At 63.1% G+C, this 22,897-nt stretch carries 23 protein-coding genes; 17 read left to right on the top strand and 6 right to left on the bottom strand.

Features of this window, described 5'->3' with window-relative positions:
- The first annotated feature begins 17 nt into the window (after positions 1-17).
- Together CJ178_RS09405 and CJ178_RS09400 are read left to right on the top strand one after the other, a co-directional pair.
- Positions 18-818, top strand: a complete 801-nt coding sequence (locus CJ178_RS09405; protein ID WP_045070610.1) for an ABC transporter ATP-binding protein — start codon at positions 18-20, stop codon at positions 816-818.
- Complete coding sequence (locus CJ178_RS09400) at positions 815-3,262, top strand: ABC transporter permease (protein WP_095886582.1); 2,448 nt, start codon at positions 815-817, stop codon at positions 3,260-3,262. Before CJ178_RS09405 ends, CJ178_RS09400 begins: the two co-directional genes overlap by 4 nt.
- 6 nt (positions 3,263-3,268) lie before the next feature.
- On the opposite strand, the gene CJ178_RS09395 is transcribed toward CJ178_RS09400, so the two are convergent.
- On the bottom strand, positions 3,269-3,982 hold the full coding sequence (locus tag CJ178_RS09395) for a TIGR03089 family protein (protein WP_095886581.1): 714 nt from the start codon (positions 3,980-3,982) through the stop codon (positions 3,269-3,271).
- A gap of 21 nt (positions 3,983-4,003) precedes the next feature.
- Complete coding sequence (locus CJ178_RS09390; protein WP_051730210.1) at positions 4,004-5,518, bottom strand: LCP family protein; 1,515 nt, start codon at positions 5,516-5,518, stop codon at positions 4,004-4,006.
- Positions 5,519-5,612: 94 nt separating this feature from the next.
- On the opposite strand from CJ178_RS09390, the gene rfbD reads away from it, so the two are divergent.
- Genes rfbD through CJ178_RS09370 form a run of 4 tightly spaced genes read left to right on the top strand, consistent with a single transcriptional unit; the run spans position 5,613 to position 9,307 of the window.
- Positions 5,613-6,467 (top strand): dTDP-4-dehydrorhamnose reductase, encoded by an 855-nt coding sequence (gene rfbD / locus CJ178_RS09385; protein WP_095886580.1) that lies wholly within the window; start codon positions 5,613-5,615, stop codon positions 6,465-6,467.
- 43 nt (positions 6,468-6,510) lie between these two features.
- Positions 6,511-7,425 carry a glycosyltransferase family 2 protein gene (locus tag CJ178_RS09380; RefSeq protein WP_095886579.1) on the top strand — a complete coding sequence of 305 codons (915 nt, stop codon included), beginning with the start codon at positions 6,511-6,513 and terminating at the stop codon, positions 7,423-7,425.
- The gene (locus tag CJ178_RS09375; protein ID WP_095886578.1) at positions 7,422-8,501 is read left to right on the top strand and encodes a sugar phosphate nucleotidyltransferase; all 1,080 of its coding nucleotides are present in this window, start codon (positions 7,422-7,424) and stop codon (positions 8,499-8,501) included. Before CJ178_RS09380 ends, CJ178_RS09375 begins: the two co-directional genes overlap by 4 nt.
- Positions 8,502-8,533: 32 nt before the next feature.
- Positions 8,534-9,307: an SGNH/GDSL hydrolase family protein gene (locus CJ178_RS09370; protein ID WP_095886577.1), complete on the top strand. Its 774-nt coding sequence runs from the start codon at positions 8,534-8,536 to the stop codon at positions 9,305-9,307.
- 4 nt (positions 9,308-9,311) lie between these two features.
- Here the strand turns inward: CJ178_RS09370 and CJ178_RS09365 are convergent, their stop codons facing one another.
- The 3 genes from CJ178_RS09365 to cofD are packed head-to-tail and all read right to left on the bottom strand — an operon-like array spanning position 9,312 to position 12,226.
- On the bottom strand, positions 9,312-9,869 hold the full coding sequence (locus CJ178_RS09365) for an NUDIX hydrolase (RefSeq protein WP_095886576.1): 558 nt from the start codon (positions 9,867-9,869) through the stop codon (positions 9,312-9,314).
- Positions 9,870-11,237, bottom strand: coding sequence for a coenzyme F420-0:L-glutamate ligase (locus tag CJ178_RS09360; protein ID WP_095886575.1), 1,368 nt, complete (start codon positions 11,235-11,237; stop codon positions 9,870-9,872). It abuts the gene before it with no gap.
- Positions 11,234-12,226 (bottom strand): 2-phospho-L-lactate transferase, encoded by a 993-nt coding sequence (cofD, locus tag CJ178_RS09355; protein WP_033231206.1) that lies wholly within the window; start codon positions 12,224-12,226, stop codon positions 11,234-11,236. The genes CJ178_RS09360 and cofD overlap by 4 nt, the downstream gene beginning before the upstream one ends.
- 402 nt (positions 12,227-12,628) lie before the next feature.
- Between cofD and CJ178_RS09350 the strand changes: the two genes are divergently transcribed.
- Positions 12,629-12,892 (top strand): WhiB family transcriptional regulator, encoded by a 264-nt coding sequence (locus CJ178_RS09350; RefSeq protein ID WP_165826358.1) that lies wholly within the window; start codon positions 12,629-12,631, stop codon positions 12,890-12,892.
- Between the two features lie 168 nt (positions 12,893-13,060).
- Here CJ178_RS09350 and CJ178_RS09345 read toward each other — a convergent pair whose 3' ends face one another.
- Positions 13,061-13,549, bottom strand: coding sequence for a metallopeptidase family protein (locus tag CJ178_RS09345; RefSeq protein WP_033231205.1), 489 nt, complete (start codon positions 13,547-13,549; stop codon positions 13,061-13,063).
- 80 nt (positions 13,550-13,629) lie between these two features.
- Between CJ178_RS09345 and CJ178_RS09340 the strand changes: the two genes are divergently transcribed.
- From CJ178_RS09340 to CJ178_RS09295, 10 genes are all read left to right on the top strand, one after another.
- The gene (locus CJ178_RS09340; RefSeq protein WP_033231204.1) at positions 13,630-14,028 is read left to right on the top strand and encodes a DUF3499 domain-containing protein; all 399 of its coding nucleotides are present in this window, start codon (positions 13,630-13,632) and stop codon (positions 14,026-14,028) included.
- A 138-nt stretch (positions 14,029-14,166) separates the two neighbouring features.
- A complete protein-coding gene (locus tag CJ178_RS09335; RefSeq protein WP_033231203.1) occupies positions 14,167-15,540 on the top strand; it encodes a phosphomannomutase/phosphoglucomutase in 1,374 nt (457 codons plus the stop codon).
- A gap of 132 nt (positions 15,541-15,672) precedes the next feature.
- Entirely contained in the window at positions 15,673-16,767 is a 1,095-nt protein-coding gene (locus CJ178_RS09330; protein ID WP_095886574.1) for a tobH protein, read from the top strand.
- On the top strand, positions 16,767-17,984 hold the full coding sequence (manA, locus tag CJ178_RS09325) for a mannose-6-phosphate isomerase, class I (protein WP_095886573.1): 1,218 nt from the start codon (positions 16,767-16,769) through the stop codon (positions 17,982-17,984). Before CJ178_RS09330 ends, manA begins: the two co-directional genes overlap by 1 nt.
- Positions 17,985-17,986: 2 nt before the next feature.
- On the top strand, positions 17,987-18,913 hold the full coding sequence (locus CJ178_RS09320; protein ID WP_033231200.1) for a cation diffusion facilitator family transporter: 927 nt from the start codon (positions 17,987-17,989) through the stop codon (positions 18,911-18,913).
- A 51-nt stretch (positions 18,914-18,964) separates the two neighbouring features.
- Entirely contained in the window at positions 18,965-20,458 is a 1,494-nt protein-coding gene (locus CJ178_RS09315; protein ID WP_045070584.1) for an amino acid permease, read from the top strand.
- A gap of 111 nt (positions 20,459-20,569) precedes the next feature.
- On the top strand, positions 20,570-21,793 hold the full coding sequence (locus CJ178_RS09310) for an alkane 1-monooxygenase (RefSeq protein ID WP_095886572.1): 1,224 nt from the start codon (positions 20,570-20,572) through the stop codon (positions 21,791-21,793).
- Positions 21,790-21,969 (top strand): rubredoxin, encoded by a 180-nt coding sequence (locus CJ178_RS09305; RefSeq protein WP_095886571.1) that lies wholly within the window; start codon positions 21,790-21,792, stop codon positions 21,967-21,969. Before CJ178_RS09310 ends, CJ178_RS09305 begins: the two co-directional genes overlap by 4 nt.
- 3 nt (positions 21,970-21,972) lie before the next feature.
- Positions 21,973-22,155, top strand: coding sequence for a rubredoxin (locus CJ178_RS09300; protein WP_033231503.1), 183 nt, complete (start codon positions 21,973-21,975; stop codon positions 22,153-22,155).
- A 34-nt stretch (positions 22,156-22,189) separates the two neighbouring features.
- On the top strand, positions 22,190-22,810 hold the full coding sequence (locus CJ178_RS09295; RefSeq protein WP_033231197.1) for a TetR/AcrR family transcriptional regulator: 621 nt from the start codon (positions 22,190-22,192) through the stop codon (positions 22,808-22,810).
- The last annotated feature ends 87 nt before the right edge of the window (positions 22,811-22,897 follow it).

Here is a 22,897-nt window from a genome sequence, read left to right as displayed (position 1 = left end):
CCCATAGCGTCGTAGACATGAATCAGCATAGGAACAGCGCGCCTGCAATCACGGCGCGCGGTGTCACCAAGGTCTACGGCACCGGCGACACCGCTGTCCACGCATTGGGCGGCATCGACGTGGATTTCGGCCGCGGAATGTTCACGGCGATCATGGGTCCGTCCGGCTCCGGAAAATCGACGCTCATGCATTGCCTGGCCGGTCTCGACACGGTGACAGGTGGGCAGGTCTACCTCGGAGACACGGAGATCACCAAGCTCGGCGACACCGAGCTCACCGAATTGCGCCGCGAGCGAATCGGTTTCGTATTTCAGGCCTTCAACTTGCTGCCGGTGCTGACGGCCCGCGCAAATATGGTGCTTCCGATGAAGTTGGCCGGCAGTGAACCCGAACCGGCGTGGATGGACCAAGTGGTCAAAACCCTCGGACTGTCCCAGCGACTCGACCACCTTCCGCACGAGCTGTCCGGCGGGCAGCAGCAGCGCGTTGCGGTGGCACGCGCATTGTTGCCACAACCGGACGTAATTTTTGCCGACGAGCCCACCGGTAATCTGGATTCACGTTCCGGTACAGAGGTTCTCGGTTTGCTCCGCACCGCTGTCCGGGAGAGTGGTCAGACCGTGGTCATGGTCACTCATGATCCGGTTGCGGCGTCGTACGCCGACCGAGTGGTGCTGATTGCGGACGGTCGTACGGCCGGCGAGATCTCCGGCCCCACCGTTGATTCGGTGATGGCCGCGATGCGCGGACTCGGGGCAGACGATCTGGGTAACGCCGGCTCGAGCAACGCCCCGCAACCGATCGGTGTCTACCGATGAGGGCACTGGCTTTTGCTCAGGCCCGGGCACATGCGGGCCGGTACGTCGCGTCGATCCTTGCCGTGGTGATCGCCGTCGGGTACATCGTCGCGACGTTGACGTTGAGTTCGACGGTGACCGCCAGTGTGCGGACATCGCTTGCTGCGCAATATAATACGACGGATGCGGTTGCGTCGGGTCCGGATGTGGACCTCGGGGCCTTGCGCAGCGTGCCGGGTGTGTCGGCAGTGGCCGAGGACGTCGCGGGATACGTCCGGGTCGATTCCGCGGAGCAAGGTGTGTCGTACGGCGATGTGCTGTCGGTTTCCGACAGCCCGCAGCTGCGTTGGCAGAGTCTCGCCCAAGGAGAGTGGCCGACCTCGCCGGGACAGGTTCTCGTAAGCGCTGATTCAGGGATTCCCCTCGGGGCCGAGATCATTGTAACTGCGGCGAATTCGGGGGAGAGCGCAGCAGATCCGAGTGCTCGGGTTGTCGGGTTTGTCGATCTGAGTGGGTCGGCGCAACGACTCGGCGGCACCAAAGTGTTTGCCACACCGGAGCAGGCGGCGACGTGGGCGGGGGACTCCGCCACCCGTGAGTTCCGCATCGTCGGTGACGGTTCGGTGACGCCTGACCAACTTGTGGAGCGGGTGGCGCACGCGCTGCCGGCAGGCTCGACCGTTGTCAGTGCGGAATCCGCCACCGACGCCGCGGCAGCCGAGTACCTCGGCGGCACGGACATTCTCAGCACTGTGCTGCTGGCCTTTGGCGCGGTTGCGGTGGTGGTTGCGGCACTGGTCATCGCCAACACGTTTGCGGTCCTGCTGGCGGCCCGAACGCAGGAACTCGCGTTGCTGCGGTGTGTTGGTGCGACCGCCACGCAGGTTCGTCGCAGCATTCGGACCGAGGCTGCCGCAGTTGGTGTGATCGCATCGATCCTCGGAGTGGGACTGGGCATCGGATTGGCGGCCACGATCGGTGCGGTGGCCACTGCCGCGGAAGTACCGGTGCCGCTGTCGACTCTGACCGTCACACCGGTGACCCTGTTGGTCGGACTGGTGGTCGGCATCGTGATGACGATGGTTGCGGCGTCGGCACCCGGTCGTGCGGCAACCCGGTTGTCGCCCTTGGCGGCCCTGGTACCGATGGAGTCGAAGCCCGAACACGTGGCGGCTTCGGTGATTCGGGTTGCCTTCGGCATCGTTGCACTACTCGGCGGTATCGCGGCGACAGTAATGGGTGTGATCGGGCAGCAGGTGATGGTGGCAACAGTCGGCGGCTTGCTCTCGTTTGTCGGCATCGCGGCTCTGGCAGGTCGGATCGTGCCTGCGTTGATCACAGCGGCCGGCGGCGTCCTCGGGCGGATGATCGGCTCGGTGGGCGAACTCGCAGCGGGCAACGCCGGCCGGAATCCGCGTCGGACCTCTGCGACAGCACTGGCTTTGCTGATCGGAGTGGCGTTGACGAGCACCATGGCGGTGGGTATCGCCACGGTGAAAGACGCTGCGCCGGTGGCGATGGACAACCAGTTTCCGGTCGATGTCATGGTGAGCAGTTCCGGATCCGCGTCACTGCCGGAGGCTCTGGGCACCGACATCGGCGCGATAGCGGGAGTCCGTGCCGTCAGCGGCCTGGTGAATGCAGATCTGATGCTCGACGGGCACGGGTCTCTGCAGGGGTACGGGGTGGACGCGGCGCAGGTGAAAGACGTTCTGCGTACCGATATTTCAGTTCCGGATCCCGGCCAACTCGTGCTATCGCCAGCCGACCTGACCGACTACGGACTTGGTGCCGGTGATACCGTCACCCTGCGCGGAGATCGTGGACCATTCACCGTGAGTGTGATCGAGGGTGTGAAAGGGCAACCCGCACTGGTGGATCGAGCAGACCTAGCGGCGGCGTCCACCCCGACCATCGACGGTTACTGGGTCAGACTGGGCACCTCCACCGACGAAGAGGCGCTCGCCGTCACCGACCGCATCACCGAACTCGCGCGGCAGATCGCGCCGGGTAGCGACGTTCAAGGTATGACAGAGATGCGTTCGGCGATCGATTCGATCCTCGACACCATGCTGATGGTCGTTGCGGGCCTGCTGTCGGTTGCCATCCTGATCGCGCTGATCGGCGTCGGGAACACCCTGGCGCTCTCCGTTCTCGAGCGGCGCCGCGAATCCGGACTGCTGCGCGCACTCGGACTGACCAGGAAGGGAATTCGAGCGATGCTGATCTGGGAAGCGCTGTTGGTCGCTGGAGTCGCGTCGGTGATCGGTGTTGTCTTCGGTCTGGTGTTCGGAGTCGCGGGAACGGCGTCTGTTTTCGGGCTTGGCGACGTGTCGCTCGGCGCCGTGCCCTGGGCGCAGTTGGTGGCCATCACCTTGATCGGCGGCGTGGCCGGAGTGATCGCCTCACTCCTGCCTGCCCGCAGAGCCGGGATGGTCTCACCCGTCAGCGCACTGTCGAGTTGAGTGCGGTCAGAACTGCTTCGTGACCTTCTCGGTGCCCACTCGGCGCGCGGTAACATCCGCGTCCGGGTGGGCTACCTGCACGAGCGACGCGCCGGCGGCCAGCACCGACAGCAGTCCGCCGATCAGTTCTTCAGCCGAATCCCACGACGCGCTGGACATCACACGATCCGACGACGTGAGTTCGCGGGCGGCGGCGGATTCCGTTGCCGCGCGCACGGTTTCCGTAACCGATCGGCCTTCCAGTGCCGCTCCGGCGCCCGCGGCGCGGAACTGATCGCCATGCACTCGGATGGACGTCGCGTAGTCGGCAACCCCGATCGGCAGGTCGCTCAGGCCCTTGCCGAATGCGTCGAGGGACAGCGCCGCGACCTCAGGGACGTCGGCGACGTCATCGAGTCGATCCGCCGTCACGAAAGCAAGTTCGGCGTCGGACTCGGGGGAGAGGATAACCTCGCACCCGGCCCACCACACACCGAGTAGGACGGCAACGCTCTGCCAGTGGGCCGGCAGCAGCACCGCAACTTTTGCTCCCGGCTCGAGAGCAAACTCGTCGCGCACCATGTTTGCGGTCTTGGCAGCCCAATTCATCAGGGTGCTTGCCGACAACTCGATGCGCTCGCCGCTCGCATCGTCGTAGTACGTGACCCGTGGTCCGGCAGGGTCGGCCGCGAGGATCGGTCCGAGGAGTGCGTCGGTCAGATTGTCGGCAGATGAAGGCATCCGCTCAGTTTACGCAGAGTATTAATTCACACAGCGGGGTCCGCTGGATGCGGCGTCGATCGGCGGTCCGGCGGGAGCGGGAGTCGGACTGGTCTCGGTTGTGCTCGCCGAGTCCGGTGTCCCGGAAGCTGAAGTCGAGCCGGAATCCGTTGGTGACACGGAATCGGCGGACGTGGGACCGGAGTAGTCCGAGGCGAGAACAACTCGAACGGTGTTCGAGGGCAACGACGAATCCGCTTTTACGGTCAAGCCGCCCAATACCTCGGCGACGGCAAGGGCTGCGTCGTCGTCCTTGGACTTCGCAAAGACCGTTGACTCGGATACGTCTGCACCGGTGTTGTTTCCGACTTCGCCTTCCCGGTAGCCGAGTGCGCTCAGTGCTTCGGAGACTCCGCTCGCGAGTCCGCCGATATCGCTGGCGTTAGCTACGTCGACGGTGAATTTCGAGGCATCGACGGTAGGCGCCGCCGAGGTGGTTTCTTCTTCCTCGACCTCTGCGCCGACGAGGTTCGCGATGTACTTCTTCACCTCTTTCGGATCGACCTTGACGATCGACTCGCCGTAGTCGGTCATACCGTTGATGTCGAGCACCGGGATGGTTTCGAACTGAACCTTGCCGCCCGCCAAATTTTGCAGTTGCTTCGCGAATTCGATGATGTCCCAGTCGTCGTCGATCACCACCGAGCGTGACACGGCGTTGGTCAACGAAGTGAGCTTGCCGGGATCGCTGAGTGTTTTTGCGCTGAGGACCTGGCTGACAAGGGAAGCCATGAACACTTGCTGACGCACGATGCGGTCGAGGTCGCCGCGGGGAAGATCGTGACGTTGCCGGACGAAGCTGAGGGCGTTCGATCCGTCGAGAGTCTGTTGGCCGGCCGGAAAATTGGCGCCGGAGAGAGGCTCGTTCACGGCCGCGTTGAGGCATACGTCGACGCCGCCCACAGCATTGGTGAGCAGAACGAATCCGAGCAGGCCGACCTCGGCGTAGTGGTCGACGGTGATTCCGGTCAGGTTCGCGACGGATTCGATGAGTGCTTCGCGGCCCGCTTCAGTGGATTTGCGGTCCGACTCCGATTCGCTTGCTCCGTTGTTGACCAGCCGCAGACGCTCGGTCTCCTTGGTTGCTCCGAAGGCTCCGTTGATCTTCGACATGCCGATGCCGGGAACATTGACGTACGCGTCGCGGGGAATGGAGATCGCGGTGGCGGAACTGCCGTCGTTGGGAACGCGGATCAAGATGATCGTGTCGGTGTTGGACGCAACTTCCTCACCGGCCCGTAGCGAATCCAGCTCGCTTTGGCTCAGGGGATTTCCGTGCGCATCCGTTCGGCTGTCGGTTCCCACCATGAGGATGTCGATGGCGCCGTCCTTGCCGCCGCCCAAGCCGAGTCCGCTGGCGGTGGCCAGGGAATTGCGCAGTGAGTCCACTCCGCGCCAGGCAAAGCCGGTAACCAGTAACACCAGGACCGACACGACGGCGACGGCGATCCGGCCTGGGCTGGTCTTTGCTCGACTAGGCGCAGGCTGCGGACGCACGCGGCGTTGTGGTTGCTGGTGTGACACCCATCCAGGTTACTGGTCTACTCACGTCAGGTCGGGTACCTGGCGACGGCGTGCCAAACTGACGGGTATGACTAATATCCTGCTCACAGGGGCGCGCGGCCAGCTTGGAAGTCGTATCGAATCGCTTGCGCTCTCGGCGGGTCGAAGCGTTGTCGCTCTGGGTTCAGCGCAGTTGGACATCACCGATCGTGGTGCGGTCGACAAAGCGCTGACGTCCGATGTTCTCTCACCCGAGACGGTGGTGATCAACTGCGCCGCGTACACGGCAGTGGATGCTGCCGAGTCGGATGAGGCGGCGGCCACGGCAGTGAACGAGACCGGGCCGAGCAACCTGGCATCGGCCTGCGCGCGGGCGGGTGCCCGATTGATCCACGTCTCCACCGACTACGTCTTTCCCGGTGACGCTCACAGCCCGTACGAGGTCGATTCGCCGACAGGGCCGTCGACGGTCTACGGCCGCACGAAGCTTGCGGGCGAGGAAGCCGTGCGCAAGTCCGGCGCTGATTCCGTGATCGTTCGCACCGCCTGGGTCTACTCGGGTGAGGCCGGTGATTTTGTCGGCACGATGCGCCGCCTCGAAGGTGAACGGGACTTTATCGACGTCGTCGACGATCAGATCGGTTCGCCCACGTACAGCGTCGATCTGGCGGCCGGTCTGTTGGAACTGGCGTCACGTCCGTTCACGGGCACTTCGACACTGCACGCGACCAATGACGGGCAGGCCAGTTGGTTCAATCTGGCGCGCGCGGTCTTCGAAGAGGTAGGTGCCGATCCGAATCGGGTTCGCCCGTGCACCAGCGCGGCATTTGTGCGTCCGGCGCCGCGCCCCGCGTACTCGGTGTTGTCCGGTGACGCGTGGGCGGCAGCGGGCCTGAGCCCGTTGCGCCCGTGGCGTGAGGCGCTTCACGACGCAATCGCGTGAGCAAAGTTCAGATGGAGCGCTCCGGGCGGCTAGGCTGACCGGCGTGAGTCCCAAGCTGGCCGTGGTAACGGTGACGTACTCGCCCGGCGAGCATCTCGAGAACTTTTTGAGCACACTCGCCGAGGCGACGACAGAAAAACCCCAGGTCATCATGGCCGACAATGGGTCGACCGACGGAACTCCCGAGGCCGCCGACAGCAAGTACGAACACGTTCGTCTGCTCCGTACCGGTGGAAATATCGGGTACGGAGGCGCGATAAATCGGGCTGTCGCGGAGATCGATCCGGCTATCGAATTCATCGTGATTTCCAATCCGGACGTCCAATGGAGCCCCGGTTCACTCGACAAATTGGTGGCAGCGGCAAATCGGTGGCCAAGGGCCGGTGCGCTGGGGCCCAAGGTCCTCGAACCCGACGGCAGCGTGTATCCGTCGGCGCGATCCGTTCCCGACATCACTTCCGGTGCGGGACACGCAATTCTGGGCACGGTGTGGCCGAAGAATCCGTGGACGACTCGCTATCGCCAGGAGAACGAGGCGCTCACCGAGCGCGCGGTCGGCTGGTTGTCAGGTTCGTGCCTGCTCGTTCGCCGCGCCGCCTTCGACGCCATCTCCGGGTTCGACTCCCGTTACTTCATGTACATGGAGGACGTCGATTTCGGTGATCGCCTCGGAAAAGCGGGTTGGCTCAACGTGTTTGTGCCCTCTGTGGAGGTAACTCACGCGAAAGGGCATGCGGCAGGGCGTCATCCGGAGTTGATGCTGCCGGCACACCACCGCAGTGCATACCGTTTCCAAGCCGATCGCCATCCACATTGGTGGCAGGCCCCGCTGCGTCTGGCGCTTCGCGGCGGCCTGGCGCTTCGTTCCAAGATTGCCGTCGCATCCGCAGTGCGCGCTCGCACAGATCACCAGACCGATGACACTTCAGTTTCGAATCCCAGGGGACAACAACGATGACCGAACCTACTCCGACCGACGCGGTAATCCTGGTAGGCGGCAAGGGCACTCGCCTGCGTCCGCTGACCTTGTCGGCTCCCAAGCCGATGTTGCCGACGGCCGGTCTGCCGTTCCTGACGCACTTGCTCGCGCGGATCGAAGCTGCGGGCATCAAGCACGTCGTGCTCGGTACGTCGTTCAAGGCAGAGGTGTTCGAGGACTATTTCGGTGACGGGTCGAAGATGGGCCTCGAGATCGACTACGTGTTCGAGAACGAACCGCTCGGCACCGGCGGTGGTATCCGCAACGTTCTTCCGAAACTTCGCGGCGACAACATCATGGTGTTCAACGGCGACGTACTCGGCGGCACCGATCTGAATGCGATCCTCGACACACATACGAAAACGGATGCGGACGTCACGCTGCATCTCGTCCGAGTCGGTGATCCGCGTGCCTTCGGTTGCGTGCCCACCGACGAAGACGGTCGGGTGTCCGCGTTCCTGGAGAAGACCCAGGATCCGCCGACCGATCAGATCAACGCCGGCTGCTACGTCTTCAAGCGCGCGATCATCGAGCAGATCCCCGAGGGTCGCCCGGTGTCGGTCGAGCGCGAGGTGTTCCCGAACCTGCTGGCCGAGGGCAAGCGCGTCTTCGGTCACGTCGACACGTCGTACTGGCGTGACATGGGCACTCCGGAGGACTTCGTGCGCGGTTCAGCCGACCTGGTTCGCGGTATCGCGCCGTCACCCGCACTCGAGGGCCCGCGCGGCGAGTCCCTGGTGCATCCCGGTGCCGGTGTGGCTCCCGGAGCTGTGTTGATCGGCGGCACGGTTGTCGGACGCGGCGCAGAAGTGGGCGCAGGCGCCCGCCTCGACGGCGCAATCCTGTTCGACGGCGCCGTGGTGGAAGCCGGGGCAGTTGTCGAGCGATCGATCCTCGGATTCGGTGTTCGGGTGGGACCCCGCGCGCTCGTCCGTGACGCGGTGATCGGTGACGGTGCCGATATCGGCGCTCGCTGCGAATTGCTCCGCGGCGCTCGGGTGTGGCCCGGTGTGACGCTGCCCGACGGCGGCGTGCGTTTCAGCACAGATGTGTGATTGTTGAGCTTCGCAACTGGAATAATGGCCGGATGACTTCATTTCCGAGCCGCTACGTCGCCCTCGGTGATTCGTTCACCGAGGGCGTCGGCGACACAGACGACAGATTCCCCAACGGACTACGAGGTTGGTCCGAACGCGTCGCGGAGCAGTTGGCAATCGGCAACCCGGATTTCCGATACGCCAATCTGGCGATTCGTGGTCGACTGCTCGGTCCGATCGTCGACGAGCAGCTGGGGCCCGCGCTGGCGCTGAAGCCGGACCTCGTGACGATCTACGCCGGCGGCAACGACATGATGCGCCCGAAGCTGGACCTCGACGCCGTGGTCGCTCGCTACGACACCGCGATTGCGGCGCTCACCGAATCCGGTGCTCGTGTAGTGATGTTCACCGCCTACGACACCGGATGGTCGGCGTTCTTCGGCAAACTCCGTGGCCGGATGGCCATCTACAACGAATTGGTGCGCGAAGTCGCCGATCGACACGGCGCGACCATCGTCGACTTCTGGCGGTTCGCCGAATATCAGGACCTGCGGATGTGGGACTTCGACCGTCTGCACATGTCACCTGCCGGGCATCAGAACATGGCCGCTCACGTGCTCGACGCCATCGGTGTGGGCCACACCCTCAACGCGCCGGATCTCGGTCCCGTGCCGGCGCAGTCGAAGATCGAGGCCAGGCGCGAAGACCGTCAATGGACCCGAGAGTTCCTGGTGCCGTGGCTGGCTCGGCGCGTCAAGGGCGTCTCCTCGGGTGACGGAGTCAGCGCCAAGCGGCCCGAGTTGGCGCCCGCTTTTCAAGCCTGAAGGTTCAGGCCTGAAGGCGCAGTCTCGCCAGCGAGACCATGTGGTTGACGCTCTCGTGTTCGGCATTGGCTGGGAGGGAATCGACGGGCCACCACTGCAGGTCCGTCGACTCCTCGCTGCGCACGATCGGTGAGTTGTCCGGTGCCACAACAAGAAACCTCAGGTCGAGGTGCCGGGTCGGGACGCCGAGTGAACACGTGATGGGGTGCGTGTGTGCGGAAAGAAGTGCGGGGTCGATGCGCAGATCGTGAATTCCCGATTCCTCGCGAGCTTCGCGCAAGGCGGAATCGATCACAGTGTCATCAGTCGGTTCGCAGTGTCCGCCGAGCTGAATCCACTTCCCGACACGCGGATGCAGAGTGAGCAGGACGTGATTCAGGCTTTCGTCGACAACGAGCGACGACGCGGTGATGTGCCCCGGCGCATGACGGCGAAGGCATCCGTCTGGTGCGGAGTCGAGAAAAGCCAACATGGTGTGACGGAGGGACTCGTCGTGCGCTGACGGCGTAGACCATTGTTCCAGAACATCTTTGGCGGACCTGTGCAGAGTCTCTGCGCTCACCTACATCTCCACCAATGCGTCGCCGGCTGCGGGAGCCGTACGGGGAGTGAGCGGTTCGAGGGGGTGACCGACAGCGATGGCGCCGAGCGGTTGCCAATCGGCGGGCACGCCCAGATGTTCGCGCACCGTGTCGGCGGCAAAGATCGTCGAACCGATCCAGCAGCTCCCGATCTCACGGGTCGCGAGCGCAACCAGCAAGCCCTGCACCGCCGCTCCCGCCGCCACGGTGAACATCGTGGACTCCGCAGCGCTGCGGCGCTCGTCCGGGTAGCTGTGCGCGCCGTCGGGGACGCAGAACGGGATGACAACTTCAGGGGCGTCGAACAGGATGTTGCCACGCGCGACGCGGGCCTGCGCGGATTCCTCGGTGCGTCCGTCGGCACGGAGATCGGTGAGCCACTTCTCGCGTAGTGCTTCCAGCAGTTGCTTGCGAATAGTGTTGGTGCGCAACCAGACAAAGCGAACGGGTCGGGTGTGGTGCGGCGCCGGCGCGGTCAACGCCTCGGCGATGGACAACCGAATCGCGTCGGCGTCAACAGGTTCCTCGCTGAACGCGCGAATCGAACGGCGCAGAAGCAACGACTGGCCGCGGCCCATCGCCGTGGCTTCGGCCGTGCCGAGCCAGAACAGATCGTCGGCACCGCGACGGATGAGATCCTGCGCTGTGGAACCGTTGTCCTGGAATCGCAAGCCGCGTACGACGGCAACCGGTACTCCGCCGAGCTTGCCCTTGACCAGATCGCCGGCAGCCGCGATTTCGTCGGCAACGGCGATCTCGGTCACGATCAGATCGTTTCCCTGGCTGTCCTGCGCTCCGAGGTAACCGTGCAACACCGGGATTCCGGCGGCGCCGATCGCGGCGTCGGTCTGCCCGTTGCGCCACGCGCGGCCCATGGTGTCCGTCACCACGACGGCGACGGACTTACCGGCGGCATCGAGGAACCGAGCGCGCAGCGCGGCGGCACTCGCGTCGGGATCGACGGGAAGCAAAGCCAACTCGCCGCCGTCGACGTTGGAGCCGTCGATGCCGGATGCGGCCTGAACGATTCCGAGCTTGTTCTCCGTGATGAGGGTTCGGCCCTTACGCGCTACGACGCGTACGGCTTCCTGATCGACGAGTACACGCCGCGCGGCATCGCGCTCGTCGGGGTCGGTCGGGGACGAGACGATGCGGCCTTCGACCTTCGAGAACACTTTGCTCGTCACGACAAGGACGTCGCCGTCGCGGATCCACGGTGTTGCCTCGATGAGGGCAGCAGCCAAATCGTCCCCCGGACGGAACTCCGGAAGACCGTGAACGGGAATCACTTCGATGGCTGCGCCGGGCGAGTGATCGCCGGGAGCCTGATCGGTCGTGTTTGTTGTCACAGCGACACTCCGGCGATATCGAATGCGGTGGCCACCATCTCGGCGGTGGCCGCGGGCGAGGACATGATCAGTGGGACGGCGCGCACATCCACACCGTCGACGTCGGCGGTGTCACCTTCGTCGATCAGCCAGCCGTCGAGGATGCCGTTGATCGACCGGGCGCCGTAATGGCGACCGATTGCTTCGGATGTCGTCTCGACGCCGATGACGTCGAGGCACTCGTCGGCCATTCCGCGCAACGGTTTTCCGCCGATCACGGGGGAGAGTCCGATCACTTTGGCTGCGGTGGTGCGCAGTGCGCCACGAATGCCTGGCACCGCCAGAATCGCGCCGACACTGACAACCGGGTTGGACGGAGCGATCAGGACGACGTCCGCGTTCTCGATCGCCTCGAGCACTCCCGGGGCCGGCTTCGCCTGTTCGGCACCGACGTGAGCAAAGCTGTGGGTCGGGACGTGTGCGCGGTGACGTACCCACCACTCCTGGAAATGGATCGCTTTCTGCTCGCCGTCCTCCGGGTCGGTGATCACGACGTGCGTTTCGCTGCGGTCGTCACTGACGGGGATGAGGTCAACGCCGGGATTCCAACGATTGCACAACGCTTCGGTAACTGCGGAGAGCGGATAGCCCGTTCTGAGCATCTGGCTGCGGATCAGATGGGTGGCGATATCGCGGTCGCCGAGCCCGAACCAGTCCGGCTTGGCGCCGTACGCGGCGAGCTCTTCTTTTGCGTTCCAACTCTCGCCCTTGTGGCCCCATCCGCGCTCGGTGTCGATGCCGCCGCCGAGGGTGTACATGCAGGTATCGAGGTCGGGGCAGATACGCAGCCCGTGCATCCAGACGTCGTCGCCGACGTTGACCACGGCTGTGATCCGGTGTGGGCCTTGATATTTCTCGAGCGTTTCACCACCGGAGATGCCGAGTGCGTGTTGCACTCCTTGGAGGAAACGAGCTCCGCCGACGCCGCCAACCAATACAGTCACGTTCACTTGACAAAGACTAGGCGGTGCTCGGCTTGCCGTGTCCGCTGGGCGGTGTGTCAGATGCAAAACTCGGGCCGGAATACTAATGGATTCCTGTTCATTAGCTTGACCGCGACACGCTGGACGTGTGTAATCTCAAATGTGTCATTCCACCGATGTCGGCGAGTTTGCCTGCAGCGGGACCACATTCGAACGTAGTTTCGAGTGGTCAACGGGGTGGGGTTGAAATGGGTTGAAATACGGAGTGAAATTCTGCGCTATTACAGGTGAGGAGGCGGAACGATGCCCAATGAAAATGTCGAGATCAGTGCTCTGGCAATGACAGTGAGCTACGAACCGCAGACCGATTCCCAAGCAGGCGCAGCAGAAGGTGCCTGCAGTGAAATCGAGGCGGTGACTGCTCGGCCTGTGCTGAGTCTGGTGACCGGCTTCGAGGAACTGTTCGACACCATCGAGGATCAATGGCAGGAACGCGCACTCTGTGCGCAGACCGATCCTGAGGCGTTCTTCCCTGAAAAGGGTGGATCTACTCGGGAAGCCAAGCGAATTTGCCTCGGCTGTGAGGTTCGTGACGAGTGCCTCGATTATGCACTCGCCAACGACGAACGGTTCGGAATCTGGGGAGGGTTGTCGGAGCGCGAGCGTCGACGTCTCAAGCGGGGGATCATCTGATCTGCTGCTGAATCGGTTCGGTCAGCGTCGGGGCTGACGGGACGGTCTGCGAAAAGTCTTGACCTGCAACGGGGAATTGCAGGTCGTGCACAGACTTTCAGAGATATTTGCCTAAGGGACATGGGCTTTCGGCCCTAGCCTGCAGAGTACTTAGTCCTCTTCGGGTGCCTAGTCTTCTTCAGGGAACGTCGGATCGATCACTGATGGATCGACGCCGAGGAACGTACTGACTTGATGCACCAGCACGTCGTGAACCAGATCCGTGAGTTCGTCCGGATTCTTGGCACGCTGCTCCAGCGGTCGACGGAACAATACAATTCGCGCACGTGTCGTCTTGCCGTGGCGATCGATGCCGGCGGGGATCAAACGTGAGAGTGGGACAGGTCCGTCCGCGACAACTTCCGGTGGCCAGTTCACCGAATCCGGATCACGGGCAAAAATCTTCGGAACCTCGTCGACGGCGATGTCGAGTTTCTTCAGCCGGTCGTGCCATGCCAGGTCCACCGGAGCAAACGCCTCCATCACGAGGAGATCGAATTTCTCCGCTCGTGTCCGCCGTGCCGGAACTTCCGGCGGCAACAAAGGTCCGCGCAGGCCGCGGCCGTGCCGTTCGATCGAACGGGTGGTGATCGACCGTCTGCGGGGGGAGCGTGACATGGCGTCGAGATTACGACAGTGACGCTCCGTCGGTGTGTCCGAGTAGGTTCCCGCCGCGGGGAGGGCTAGGCTCCGTACCTGTGAGATCTCTGCGTCGCTGCTGCCGCCCCGGGTGCAAGAACCCCGCCGTCGCGACGTTGACGTATGTCTACTCGGACTCCACTGCGGTAGTCGGTCCTCTCGCGACCGTCGCTGAACCGCACTCGTGGGATCTGTGTGACAACCATGCGTCGCGTATCACGGTCCCGAAGGGCTGGGAAATGGTCCGGTACGAGGGTGGATTCTCGACCAGCACTCCGGACGAAGACGATTTGACCGCTCTTGCCGAAGCTGTCCGTGAGGCAGGTTTCGGTGACCGCGCCAAGGGACGTGAGGACACCGGCGTGTCCGCAGGCGACGACGCCCGTTCCGTCGCGCCTCCCGCGGTTCGCACCGGTCGTCGCGGTCACCTGCGTGTTCTGCCGGATCCGTCGGCCTGAACTTCCGGCCGCTTTTGCCTGACATCCCGTAGTCACGCGTGAAGCATTAGGCTTGCTCAGAACTTCCAGCGTCTTGCGAACTTCCAGTGTCCCGGTCGAAAGATCCGACGGGATGCGCACACAAGGAGAATGAATTCAGTGGGGCGAACAGCCGAGTCGGTTGCTGCAATCATCAAGGCGTACGACGTCCGTGGCGTGGTGGGTGAGCAGATCGACGAAGATTTTGTCCGCGATGTCGGCGCGTCGTTTGCCCGCTTGGTTCGGGACGAGGAGGGCGCTGCATCGACTGTGGTGATCGGGCATGACATGCGTGAGTCCTCACCCGCGCTGTCGGCCGCGTTCGCCGAGGGTGTCGTCGCGCAGGGACTCGACGTAGTACACATCGGACTGGCGTCCACCGACGAGCTCTATTTTGCTTCCGGGTTGTTGAACTGCCCCGGTGCGATGTTCACGGCAAGCCACAACCCCGCGAAGTACAACGGCATCAAGTTGTGCCGGGCGGGTGCGAAGCCAGTCGGTCAGGACACCGGTCTTGCTGTCATCTCCGGTGAGGTCGTCTCCGGAGTTCCCGAGTTCGACGGTCCGGCCGGCGCGGTCAGCAGCCGCGATGTGCTCGACGAGTACGCAAGCTACTTGCGTGGGCTGGTCGACCTGTCCGAGATGCGTCCGATGAAGGTTGCCGTCGACGCGGGTAACGGGATGGGCGGACACACAGCGCCCGCCGTCTTCGGCCCGATGCCGCTCGACGTGTTGCCGCTGTACTTCGAATTGGACGGCTCGTTCCCCAATCACGAAGCGAACCCGCTCGATCCGGCCAACCTGGTCGATCTGCAGGCGTACGTCCGTGAGACGGGCGCAGATGTCGGTCTTGCCTTCGACGGTGACGCGGACCGTTGCTTCGTGGTCGACGAAAAGGGTGACCCGGTGTCCCCGTCCGCCGTGACGGCACTGGTTGCCCAGCGCGAGTTGGCAAAAGAGCCCGGCGCGTCGATCATCTACAACCTCATCACCTCGCATGCCGTGCCGGAACTGGTCACCGAATTGGGTGGCGTTCCGATCCGCACCCGTGTCGGCCATTCGTTCATCAAGCAGCAGATGGCCGAAACGGGCGCAGTCTTCGGCGGCGAGCATTCCGCTCACTACTACTTCCGCGATTTCTGGGGTGCCGATTCCGGCATGCTGGCTGCTCTGCACGTGCTGGCCGCACTCGGCGAGCAGGACCGGCCGCTGTCTGAACTGATGGCCGAGTACACCCGGTACAGCGCTTCCGGCGAGATCAACTCGACCGTTGCCGATGCGGCCGATCGAACGGCTGCGGTCCTCGCCGCCTTCGCGGACCGCACAGAATCCGTCGACCGCCTCGACGGTGTCACGGTCAACTTGTCCGGTAATGCGTGGTTCAACCTGCGGGCATCCAACACCGAACCGTTGCTCCGACTCAACGTCGAAGCTCCGACGCAGGCCGACGTCGACGCGTTGGTCGGCGAGATTCTGGCGATCGTTCGAGGCTGAGTTCATTTTTCTGCCCGATTGGTTTGTCGGCGCGTCGGCCGCCTGGGATAGTTGGGGGACTATCCGCGCACGCGGTGCTGCGGTCGATGTTGGTTGCGAGAGAAGTTGTTACGGAGAAGGGGGTGCGGTGAGATGACAGCGCCGACACCGCTCCTCGACCTCGACGACAGTGACGCATTGTCAGCTGCCGATTCCGAGGGGTTACTGCGTTCGGTAGCCATGGGGGGCGCACAGATTCGTTCGACGGCTTCGGCGGTCGCGGAAGGCTCGCTCGATCGGTTGGCCGGGTTGCGCCCACGAAGCATCGTGTTGATCGCGGGATCGGCCGGTGCCAGACACGCCGCCCGGATCGCGGTTGCCCTCCTCGGCAATGCTGTGCCGTGCCCGCTGGTGCTGCTCGACCGGACGCCGTCGTGGGTCGGCCCCCTCGACGTCGTGGTGGTTGCGGGAGACGACGCGGGGGATCCGCGCCTGGTGGAGTCCGTCGACGGGGCGGTGCGCCGCGGCGCAGAAGTTGTTGTCGCGGTTCCCGAAGAGGGACCGATGAGGGCAGCGGCTGCCGGGCGCACGATGACCCTGCCGCCGCGTGTGTTCACTGCTCCGCGCCACACGATGATTCGCTTTCTCGCGGTCTTCGTTGCCGTGGTTGCCGCGATCGAGAACCGCGACAAGGGTGAAGCCGGACCGTCGTCCCTCGATCGGATCGCGGACGCCGTCGACGCCGAAGCCATCAGCGACGGGTTGTCCAACGAGGTGTTTCACAATCCCGCCAAATCCTTGGCTACCAGAATGCGCGATCGCCGACTGGTCGTGTGCGGCAGCGGGGCGGTCGCCACTGCGCTTGCCGACTATGCAAGCGCGTCGCTTCTGGCATCGGGACGCTCCGCGGCCTCCGGTGAACTGTCGGATGTGATCGCAGCGGCACGGGCCCTCTTCGCTCCGCCGTCAGGGGCCCCCGATTCGGTTTTTCACGATCCCTTCTTCCACGATCCGGAGCTCGACGGCCCGTTGCCGATCGACCCGGTTCGGGCATTCGTTTTTGCCATGGAAGCGGGACGCGGCGAGGTTGTGCGACGCATGGATGCGCTGGCCGATGCGGATCTGGTGATCGCAGCAGACGAGGACAGCGCCAATACGGGGGTATCGGAAGTGGAACAGGTGTTTGTCTTGGCATCGAGAGTGGACATGGCGTCCGCATACGTGCAGTTGACGGGTGGGCCGCGCTAGTGCACGAACTCGAGGGCGCTCTGCGGTCCTACGCCTGGGGGTCACGTACGGCTATTGCCGAACTTCGTGGGCTTCCCGTGCCGTCCGCACATCCCGAGGCGGAATTGTGGCTGGGCGCGCATCCGGGCGATCCTGCGCGCGTCGTCACCGACGATGGCAGTGAGTCGTTACTCGACGTGCTCGGCCGGGACCCGGCACGGCAACTGGGTGAGCAGAACATCGAGGCCTTCGGTGAACGCTTGCCGTTCCTGCTCAAGCTGTTGGCAGCAGAGGAACCGCTGTCATTGCAAGCGCATCCGAGCGCCCGCCAGGCAGAAGAGGGCTTCCGCCGGGAAAACGCCCTCGGTGTTCCGATGGATGCACCCGTCCGCAATTACAAGGACGGCAGCCACAAGCCGGAACTGGTCGTCGCCCTGAGCACGTTCGAAGCGCTCGCGGGATTCCGCGAACCGACGAGGACTGTCAAGATGCTGCGCGCACTGGCGGTGCCCGAACTGGAGCCGTACATCGGTCTCCTTGAAGGACAACCGGATTCGGACGGCCTGCGGGCGTTGTTCACAACGTGGATAACCTTGCCGTCCACCGCGCTCGGAACATTGTTGCCGGCCGTCCTCGCGGGATGCATCGGCTACGCGTCGTCGCGAGACGCCGAATTTGCCGCGGAGATCCGCACCGCGCTCGAACTCGGCGAATCGTATCCGGGTGACGCCGGAGTGCTGGCTGCGTTGCTGTTGAACCGGGTCACCCTCGAACCCGGTCAGGGAATCTTCCTGGCCGCCGGAAACCTGCATGCCTATCTGCACGGACTGGCTGTCGAGATCATGGCGAACTCCGACAATGTTCTACGCGGCGGGCTTACCCCCAAATACGTCGATGTGCCCGAGTTGCTTCGGGTCCTCGACTTCAACGGATCCGACATCACGATTCTCGACCCGTCGCCGCACGCGGGCAGCGCGGACATCGTCTATCCGACGCCCGCTCCGGAATTTCGGCTCACGCGTATCGAATTGGGTGCAGACCTGACGGACAGCGTCGTTCCGGCCGGGGATCCGCGCATCCTGATCTGCACCGAGGGTTCGATCACGGTGCGCTGTGGGACTGGCGAACTGGAACTCGATCGTGGCCGCGCAGCCTGGATTTCCGCTGACGAACCCATCGCGACAATCTCTCCCCGAAGTACAAAGGCACAGGTTTTCAGCGCCACGGTTGGCCGATAACCGTGTCGGCAGAAGGTGGAAAGAAAGCAATCCTGGCCGCATTGGGGGCTAATGCCGGAATTGCCGTAGCCAAATTCGCGGGATTCCTGATCACCGGGTCGTCGTCGATGCTTGCCGAGTCGGTGCACTCCGTTGCCGACACGTCCAATCAGGGACTGCTGCTGCTCGGGCAGAAGAAGGCCGAGAAGGAAGCCGACCAACTGCACCCGTTCGGATACGGGCGCAATCGGTACTTCTACTCGTTCGTGGTTGCGCTGGTGCTCTTCACTTTGGGTTCACTGTTCGCGATCTACGAGGGCATTCACAAGATCCAGCACCCGGAGGAACTCAACTCGGCGTTTGTAGCCGTTGTCATCCTGGTCATCGCCATGTGCCTGGAAGGGTTCAGTTTTTACACCGCGATGAAGGAATCTCGTCCGCTGAAGGGAAACGCGTCGTGGTGGTCGTTCATCCGTACGTCGCGCAGTCCTGAACTGCCGGTTGTCCTCCTCGAGGACACCGGCGCACTGATCGGACTGGTGCTGGCACTGGGCGGCGTCGGCCTGACGATGGTGACCGGCAATCCGGTTTTCGACGGCATCGGCACCCTGTGCATCGGCGTGCTGCTCGGCATAATCGCGATTGTCCTGATCGTCGAAATGCAATCCCTGTTGATCGGGGAAGGCGCGACCAGCGTCGAAACCGATCTCATCCTGGCCGCGTTGGTCGACGGAACCCGCATCGAACGAGTCATCCACTGCAAGACCCAGTATCTCGGTCCCGAGGAGATTCTTGTTGCGGCGAAGGTTGCCGTTCCGCTCGGTTCGACCATCTCGGATGTGGCGACCGCAATCGACGAGGCCGAAGCGCGCGTGCGTGCTGCTGTTCCGGCGGCACGCGTGATCTACATCGAACCGGATCTGGACAAACTGGTCACTCGCAAACCCTGAACAAAGCCTCTCGCACAGGCTTAGGCTGATGCCATCTCTAAGGAGGCGGCAGTGGCGATCAAGGACGAGGCCGGATCCGGTCGTTCCAAATTGTTCCGAACCAAGTCGATAGAGCAGTCCATCAAGGACACCGACGAACCCGAGACCAAACTCCGAAAAGATCTGAACTCCTGGGATCTCACCGTATTCGGTGTTGCGGTGGTCATCGGTGCAGGAATCTTCACACTCACGGCTCGGACGGCAGGCAATGTCGCCGGGCCGTCGGTGTCTCTGGCGTTTGTCATCGCCGCTGTTGCCTGCGGCCTGGCGGCACTCTGTTACGCCGAATTCGCGTCGACGGTTCCCGTCGCCGGTAGCGCATACACCTTCTCGTACGCGACGTTCGGCGAGTTTGTCGCCTGGATCATCGGCTGGGACCTCATCCTCGAATTTGCGTTGGCGTCGTCCGTCGTCGCAAAGGGATGGTCCCTGTACCTCGGTGAGGTGATGGGTTCACGAAGTCCGATCGTCGAGTTGGGTCCGGTCTCGTTCGACTGGGGCGCGGTGCTGATCATCGCGGTCATCACGGTGTTGCTGGTGACCGGAACCAAACTGTCGTCGCGAGTGTCGCTGGTGATCACGTCGATCAAGGTCGCCGTGGTGCTGCTCGTGATCATCGTCGGCATGTTCTACATCGACACCGACAACTACACGCCGTACATTCCGCCCTCGCAGCCCGGCAGCACCGGGGAGGGCATACATCAGTCGTTGTTCTCCTACGTCACGGGCGCAGGCGGCAGCACGTTCGGATGGTACGGACTCCTTGCAGCGGCGAGCCTGGTGTTCTTTGCGTTCATCGGATTCGACGTCGTTGCCACCACCGCGGAGGAAACGAAGGAACCGCAGAAGGCGCTGCCTCGGGGAATTCTCGGCTCACTCCTCATCGTCACCGTGCTGTACGTGGCGGTGACGCTGGTGCTCACGGGAATGGTGAACTACACAGTGCTCGAGGGTGACACATCCAATCTGGCAACGGCATTCGCGTTCCACGACATCACGTGGGCAAAGAATGTGATCTCGTTCGGTGCCCTCGCCGGACTCACAACCGTGGTGATGGTGTTGATGCTGGGGCAGACTCGTGTGCTTTTTGCGATGGCGCGCGACGGTTTGATGCCGCGGCGGTTGGCGCCGACGGGTAAGCACGGAACTCCGGTTCGGATCACCGTGCTCGTCGGGGTGGTGGTTGCCGTATTGGCCGGATTCTTCCCGATCGGCACGCTCGAGGAAATGGTGAACATCGGAACGTTGTTCGCTTTTGTTCTCGTCTCGATCGGAGTGGTGGTGTTGCGCCGCACGCGTCCGGATCTGCCTCGCGGATTCCGGGTTCCTCTCGTGCCTTGGGTGCCCATTCTGGCGGTGTTGGCCTGCGTGTGGCTCATGTTCAATCTGTCGGTGGAGACCTGGATCAGGTTCGTCGTCTGGATGGCGCTCGGCGTGGTCATTTACTTTGCGTACAGCCGTCGGCATTCGTTGATCGGAAAGCGCGAGCGCGGCGAAATCGATTGAGTGTACAAATTTAAGAATTTGTATAGTTTTTTTACAATGTTGGCAGTATTGTCTACCTCATAGTGAAGTGACTCACAGCCGTGGGTCGTTCCGGATGGAGGAGGGCACGCAGTGTCGACACACGTGAGCGCAGAATCCGATCAGATATCGGGGGAGTGGCGAGACAAGAAGCGGCATCTCTGGCTACTCGGCTTGGTTCCTCCGGTCGCGATTTTCATCGCGGTGGGAATGGTGGCCCTGTTCAACAACATTGGCCTGGGCGTCGTGTCCCCGATCTGGTGGTGGATCGGGCCGCTGCTCGTGTACCTGGTGTTGCCGATCCTCGATATCTTCTTCGGGCCGGACGGTGAGAACCCGCCCGACGAGGTCATGGAGAGGCTCGAGAACGACAAGTACTACCGCTACTGCACGTACGTCTACATTCCGTTCCAGCTGGTCAGCCTCGTCATGGCCTGCTACTTGTGGTCGGCTACCGACCTCTCGTGGCTCGGTATCGACGGCGGGCTCGGATTGGTGTCGAAGATCGGTGTGGCGATCACCGTCGGGTGTGTTGCGGGCATCGGAATCAACACGGCACACGAACTCGGCCACAAGAAGGACGATCTCGAGCGGTGGTTGTCCAAGATCACTCTGGCGCAGTCCTTCTACGGTCACTTCTATATCGAGCACAACCGTGGTCATCACGTCCGGGTGGCAACTCCGGAAGATCCCGCGTCGTCGCGATTCGGTGAGAGCTTCTGGGCTTTCCTGCCGCGCAGTGTGTGGGGATCCCTGCGATCGTCGTGGGAACTCGAAAAGACGCGGCTGGATCGATTGGGTAAGAAGCCGTGGACAATTCGCAACGATGTCCTGCATTCGTGGTTGATGTCGGTAGTGCTGTTCGCTGTACTCGCCGCCGTGTTCGGGCTGTCGATTCTGCCGTTCCTCGCATTGCAGGCCGTCTTCGGATTCTGCCTGCTCGAGACGGTCAACTACCTCGAGCACTACGGACTGAAGCGGACGAAGTTGGCCAGCGGCCGGTACGAGCGCGCCGCTCCGGAGCACAGCTGGAACAGTGACCACATCTGCACCAACATTTTCCTGTACCACCTGCAGCGTCACAGTGATCATCACGCCAACCCCACCCGTCGCTATCAAACGCTCCGGAGCATGGACGGCGCACCCAATCTTCCGAGTGGTTACGCCAGCATGATCATGCTGGCCTACGTGCCGCCGCTGTGGCGAAAAGTGATGGACCCCAAGGTCGTTGCTCATTATGGCGGCGATATTACCCGGGTCAATATCCAGCCGGGCAAGCGGGAGAAGATCCTCGCGCGGTACGGAGCGAGCGCATGAGTGCCTACAAATGCCCCGTGTGTGACTACGTCTACGACGAAGTGAACGGCGCACCGCGAGAAGGGTTTCCGGCAGGCACGCCATGGGACGTAGTCCACGACGACTGGTGCTGCCCAGACTGTGGTGTCCGGGAAAAGGTGGACTTCGAAACTGTTTCGGCAAAGGCAGGGGAGTGAATCATGAACGACTACAAGCTGTATCAGTGCGCGCAGTGCGGATTCGAGTACGACGAGGCGCAAGGCTGGCCAGACGACGGTATCGAACCAGGTACTCGCTGGGATGACATTCCGGACGACTGGAGTTGCCCGGACTGCGGCGCAGCGAAGAGCGATTTCTTCATGGTGGAGATCGAGCGGGCCTGAATGGGTCGGCGGGAGCGGCGGTAATGTCGTCATCATGATGTCGACGCCCACCCGCTTGCCTCAGAAAGAGGCGTCCCGTCTGCTGCTGCGCGGTGCGGTGCTCGATTCGATGCGGGAGTTGCTGACCGAGCGGGACTGGTCCGAGGTGAGTCTGACCGTTCTGGCCAAGCATGCGGGTGTCAGCCGGCAGACGCTCTACAACGAGTTCGGTTCGCGGCAGGGTCTGGCGCAGGCGTACGCGCTGCGGCTCGCGGACGGGTTTGTCGACGCTGTGGACGACGCCGTTGCAGCAAACGAGGGTCGGAGCGTCGACGCCCTGATGTCCGGGTTCGGGGAGTTCTTTGCCTCCAGTGCGATGGACCCGTTGGTGCGTTCGCTCCTGACGGGGGAGGCGAAGCCCGATTTGTTGCGTTTGATCACGACGGACAGCGCCGTGATCATCGATCGGGCATCAACTCGGTTGTCGGAGAGTTTTCAGCGTGGGTGGATTCAGGCGTCGGCCGCTGATGCGGGCATCCTGGCCAGGGCAATTGCGAGGCTTGGCCTGAGTTATATATCGATGCCGCCCGAGTCCGGGGCGTCGGTGGCGGAGGATCTGGGTGCCTTGCTCGGACCGTTCATCGATGTTGCCCGAGGTGCGCGCGGCACGGTGTGAGGTTCGCCGCAATCACGGTGATGTCCTACTGCGTGGGTCGAGCGGATAGCCTTGAGTGGAGTATGCACGTCAACCAGGAGAGGGACG

It is taken from the genome of Rhodococcus sp. ACPA4 (assembly GCF_002300185.1).
Classification (GTDB): Bacteria; Actinomycetota; Actinomycetes; order Mycobacteriales; family Mycobacteriaceae; genus Rhodococcus_F; species Rhodococcus_F globerula.
The sequence above is the reverse complement of the archived record's forward strand: the minus strand, read 5'-3'. Positions and strand labels throughout refer to the sequence as shown.

What these genes read in the sequence shown, in the direction of transcription:
- CJ178_RS09295 (WP_033231197.1), top strand. Translation starts at nt 22,190, where the DNA reads ATGATGTCGACGCCCACCCGCTTGCCTCAGAAAGAGGCGTCCCGTCTG.
- CJ178_RS09395 (WP_095886581.1), bottom strand. Translation starts at nt 3,982, where the DNA reads ATGCCTTCATCTGCCGACAATCTGACCGACGCACTCCTCGGACCGATC.
- CJ178_RS09370 (WP_095886577.1), top strand. Translation starts at nt 8,534, where the DNA reads ATGACTTCATTTCCGAGCCGCTACGTCGCCCTCGGTGATTCGTTCACC.
- CJ178_RS09345 (WP_033231205.1), bottom strand. Translation starts at nt 13,549, where the DNA reads ATGTCACGCTCCCCCCGCAGACGGTCGATCACCACCCGTTCGATCGAA.
- CJ178_RS09300 (WP_033231503.1), top strand. Translation starts at nt 21,973, where the DNA reads ATGAACGACTACAAGCTGTATCAGTGCGCGCAGTGCGGATTCGAGTAC.
- rfbD (WP_095886580.1), top strand. Translation starts at nt 5,613, where the DNA reads ATGACTAATATCCTGCTCACAGGGGCGCGCGGCCAGCTTGGAAGTCGT.
- CJ178_RS09400 (WP_095886582.1), top strand. Translation starts at nt 815, where the DNA reads ATGAGGGCACTGGCTTTTGCTCAGGCCCGGGCACATGCGGGCCGGTAC.
- CJ178_RS09375 (WP_095886578.1), top strand. Translation starts at nt 7,422, where the DNA reads ATGACCGAACCTACTCCGACCGACGCGGTAATCCTGGTAGGCGGCAAG.
- CJ178_RS09330 (WP_095886574.1), top strand. Translation starts at nt 15,673, where the DNA reads ATGACAGCGCCGACACCGCTCCTCGACCTCGACGACAGTGACGCATTG.
- CJ178_RS09305 (WP_095886571.1), top strand. Translation starts at nt 21,790, where the DNA reads ATGAGTGCCTACAAATGCCCCGTGTGTGACTACGTCTACGACGAAGTG.
- CJ178_RS09405 (WP_045070610.1), top strand. Translation starts at nt 18, where the DNA reads ATGAATCAGCATAGGAACAGCGCGCCTGCAATCACGGCGCGCGGTGTC.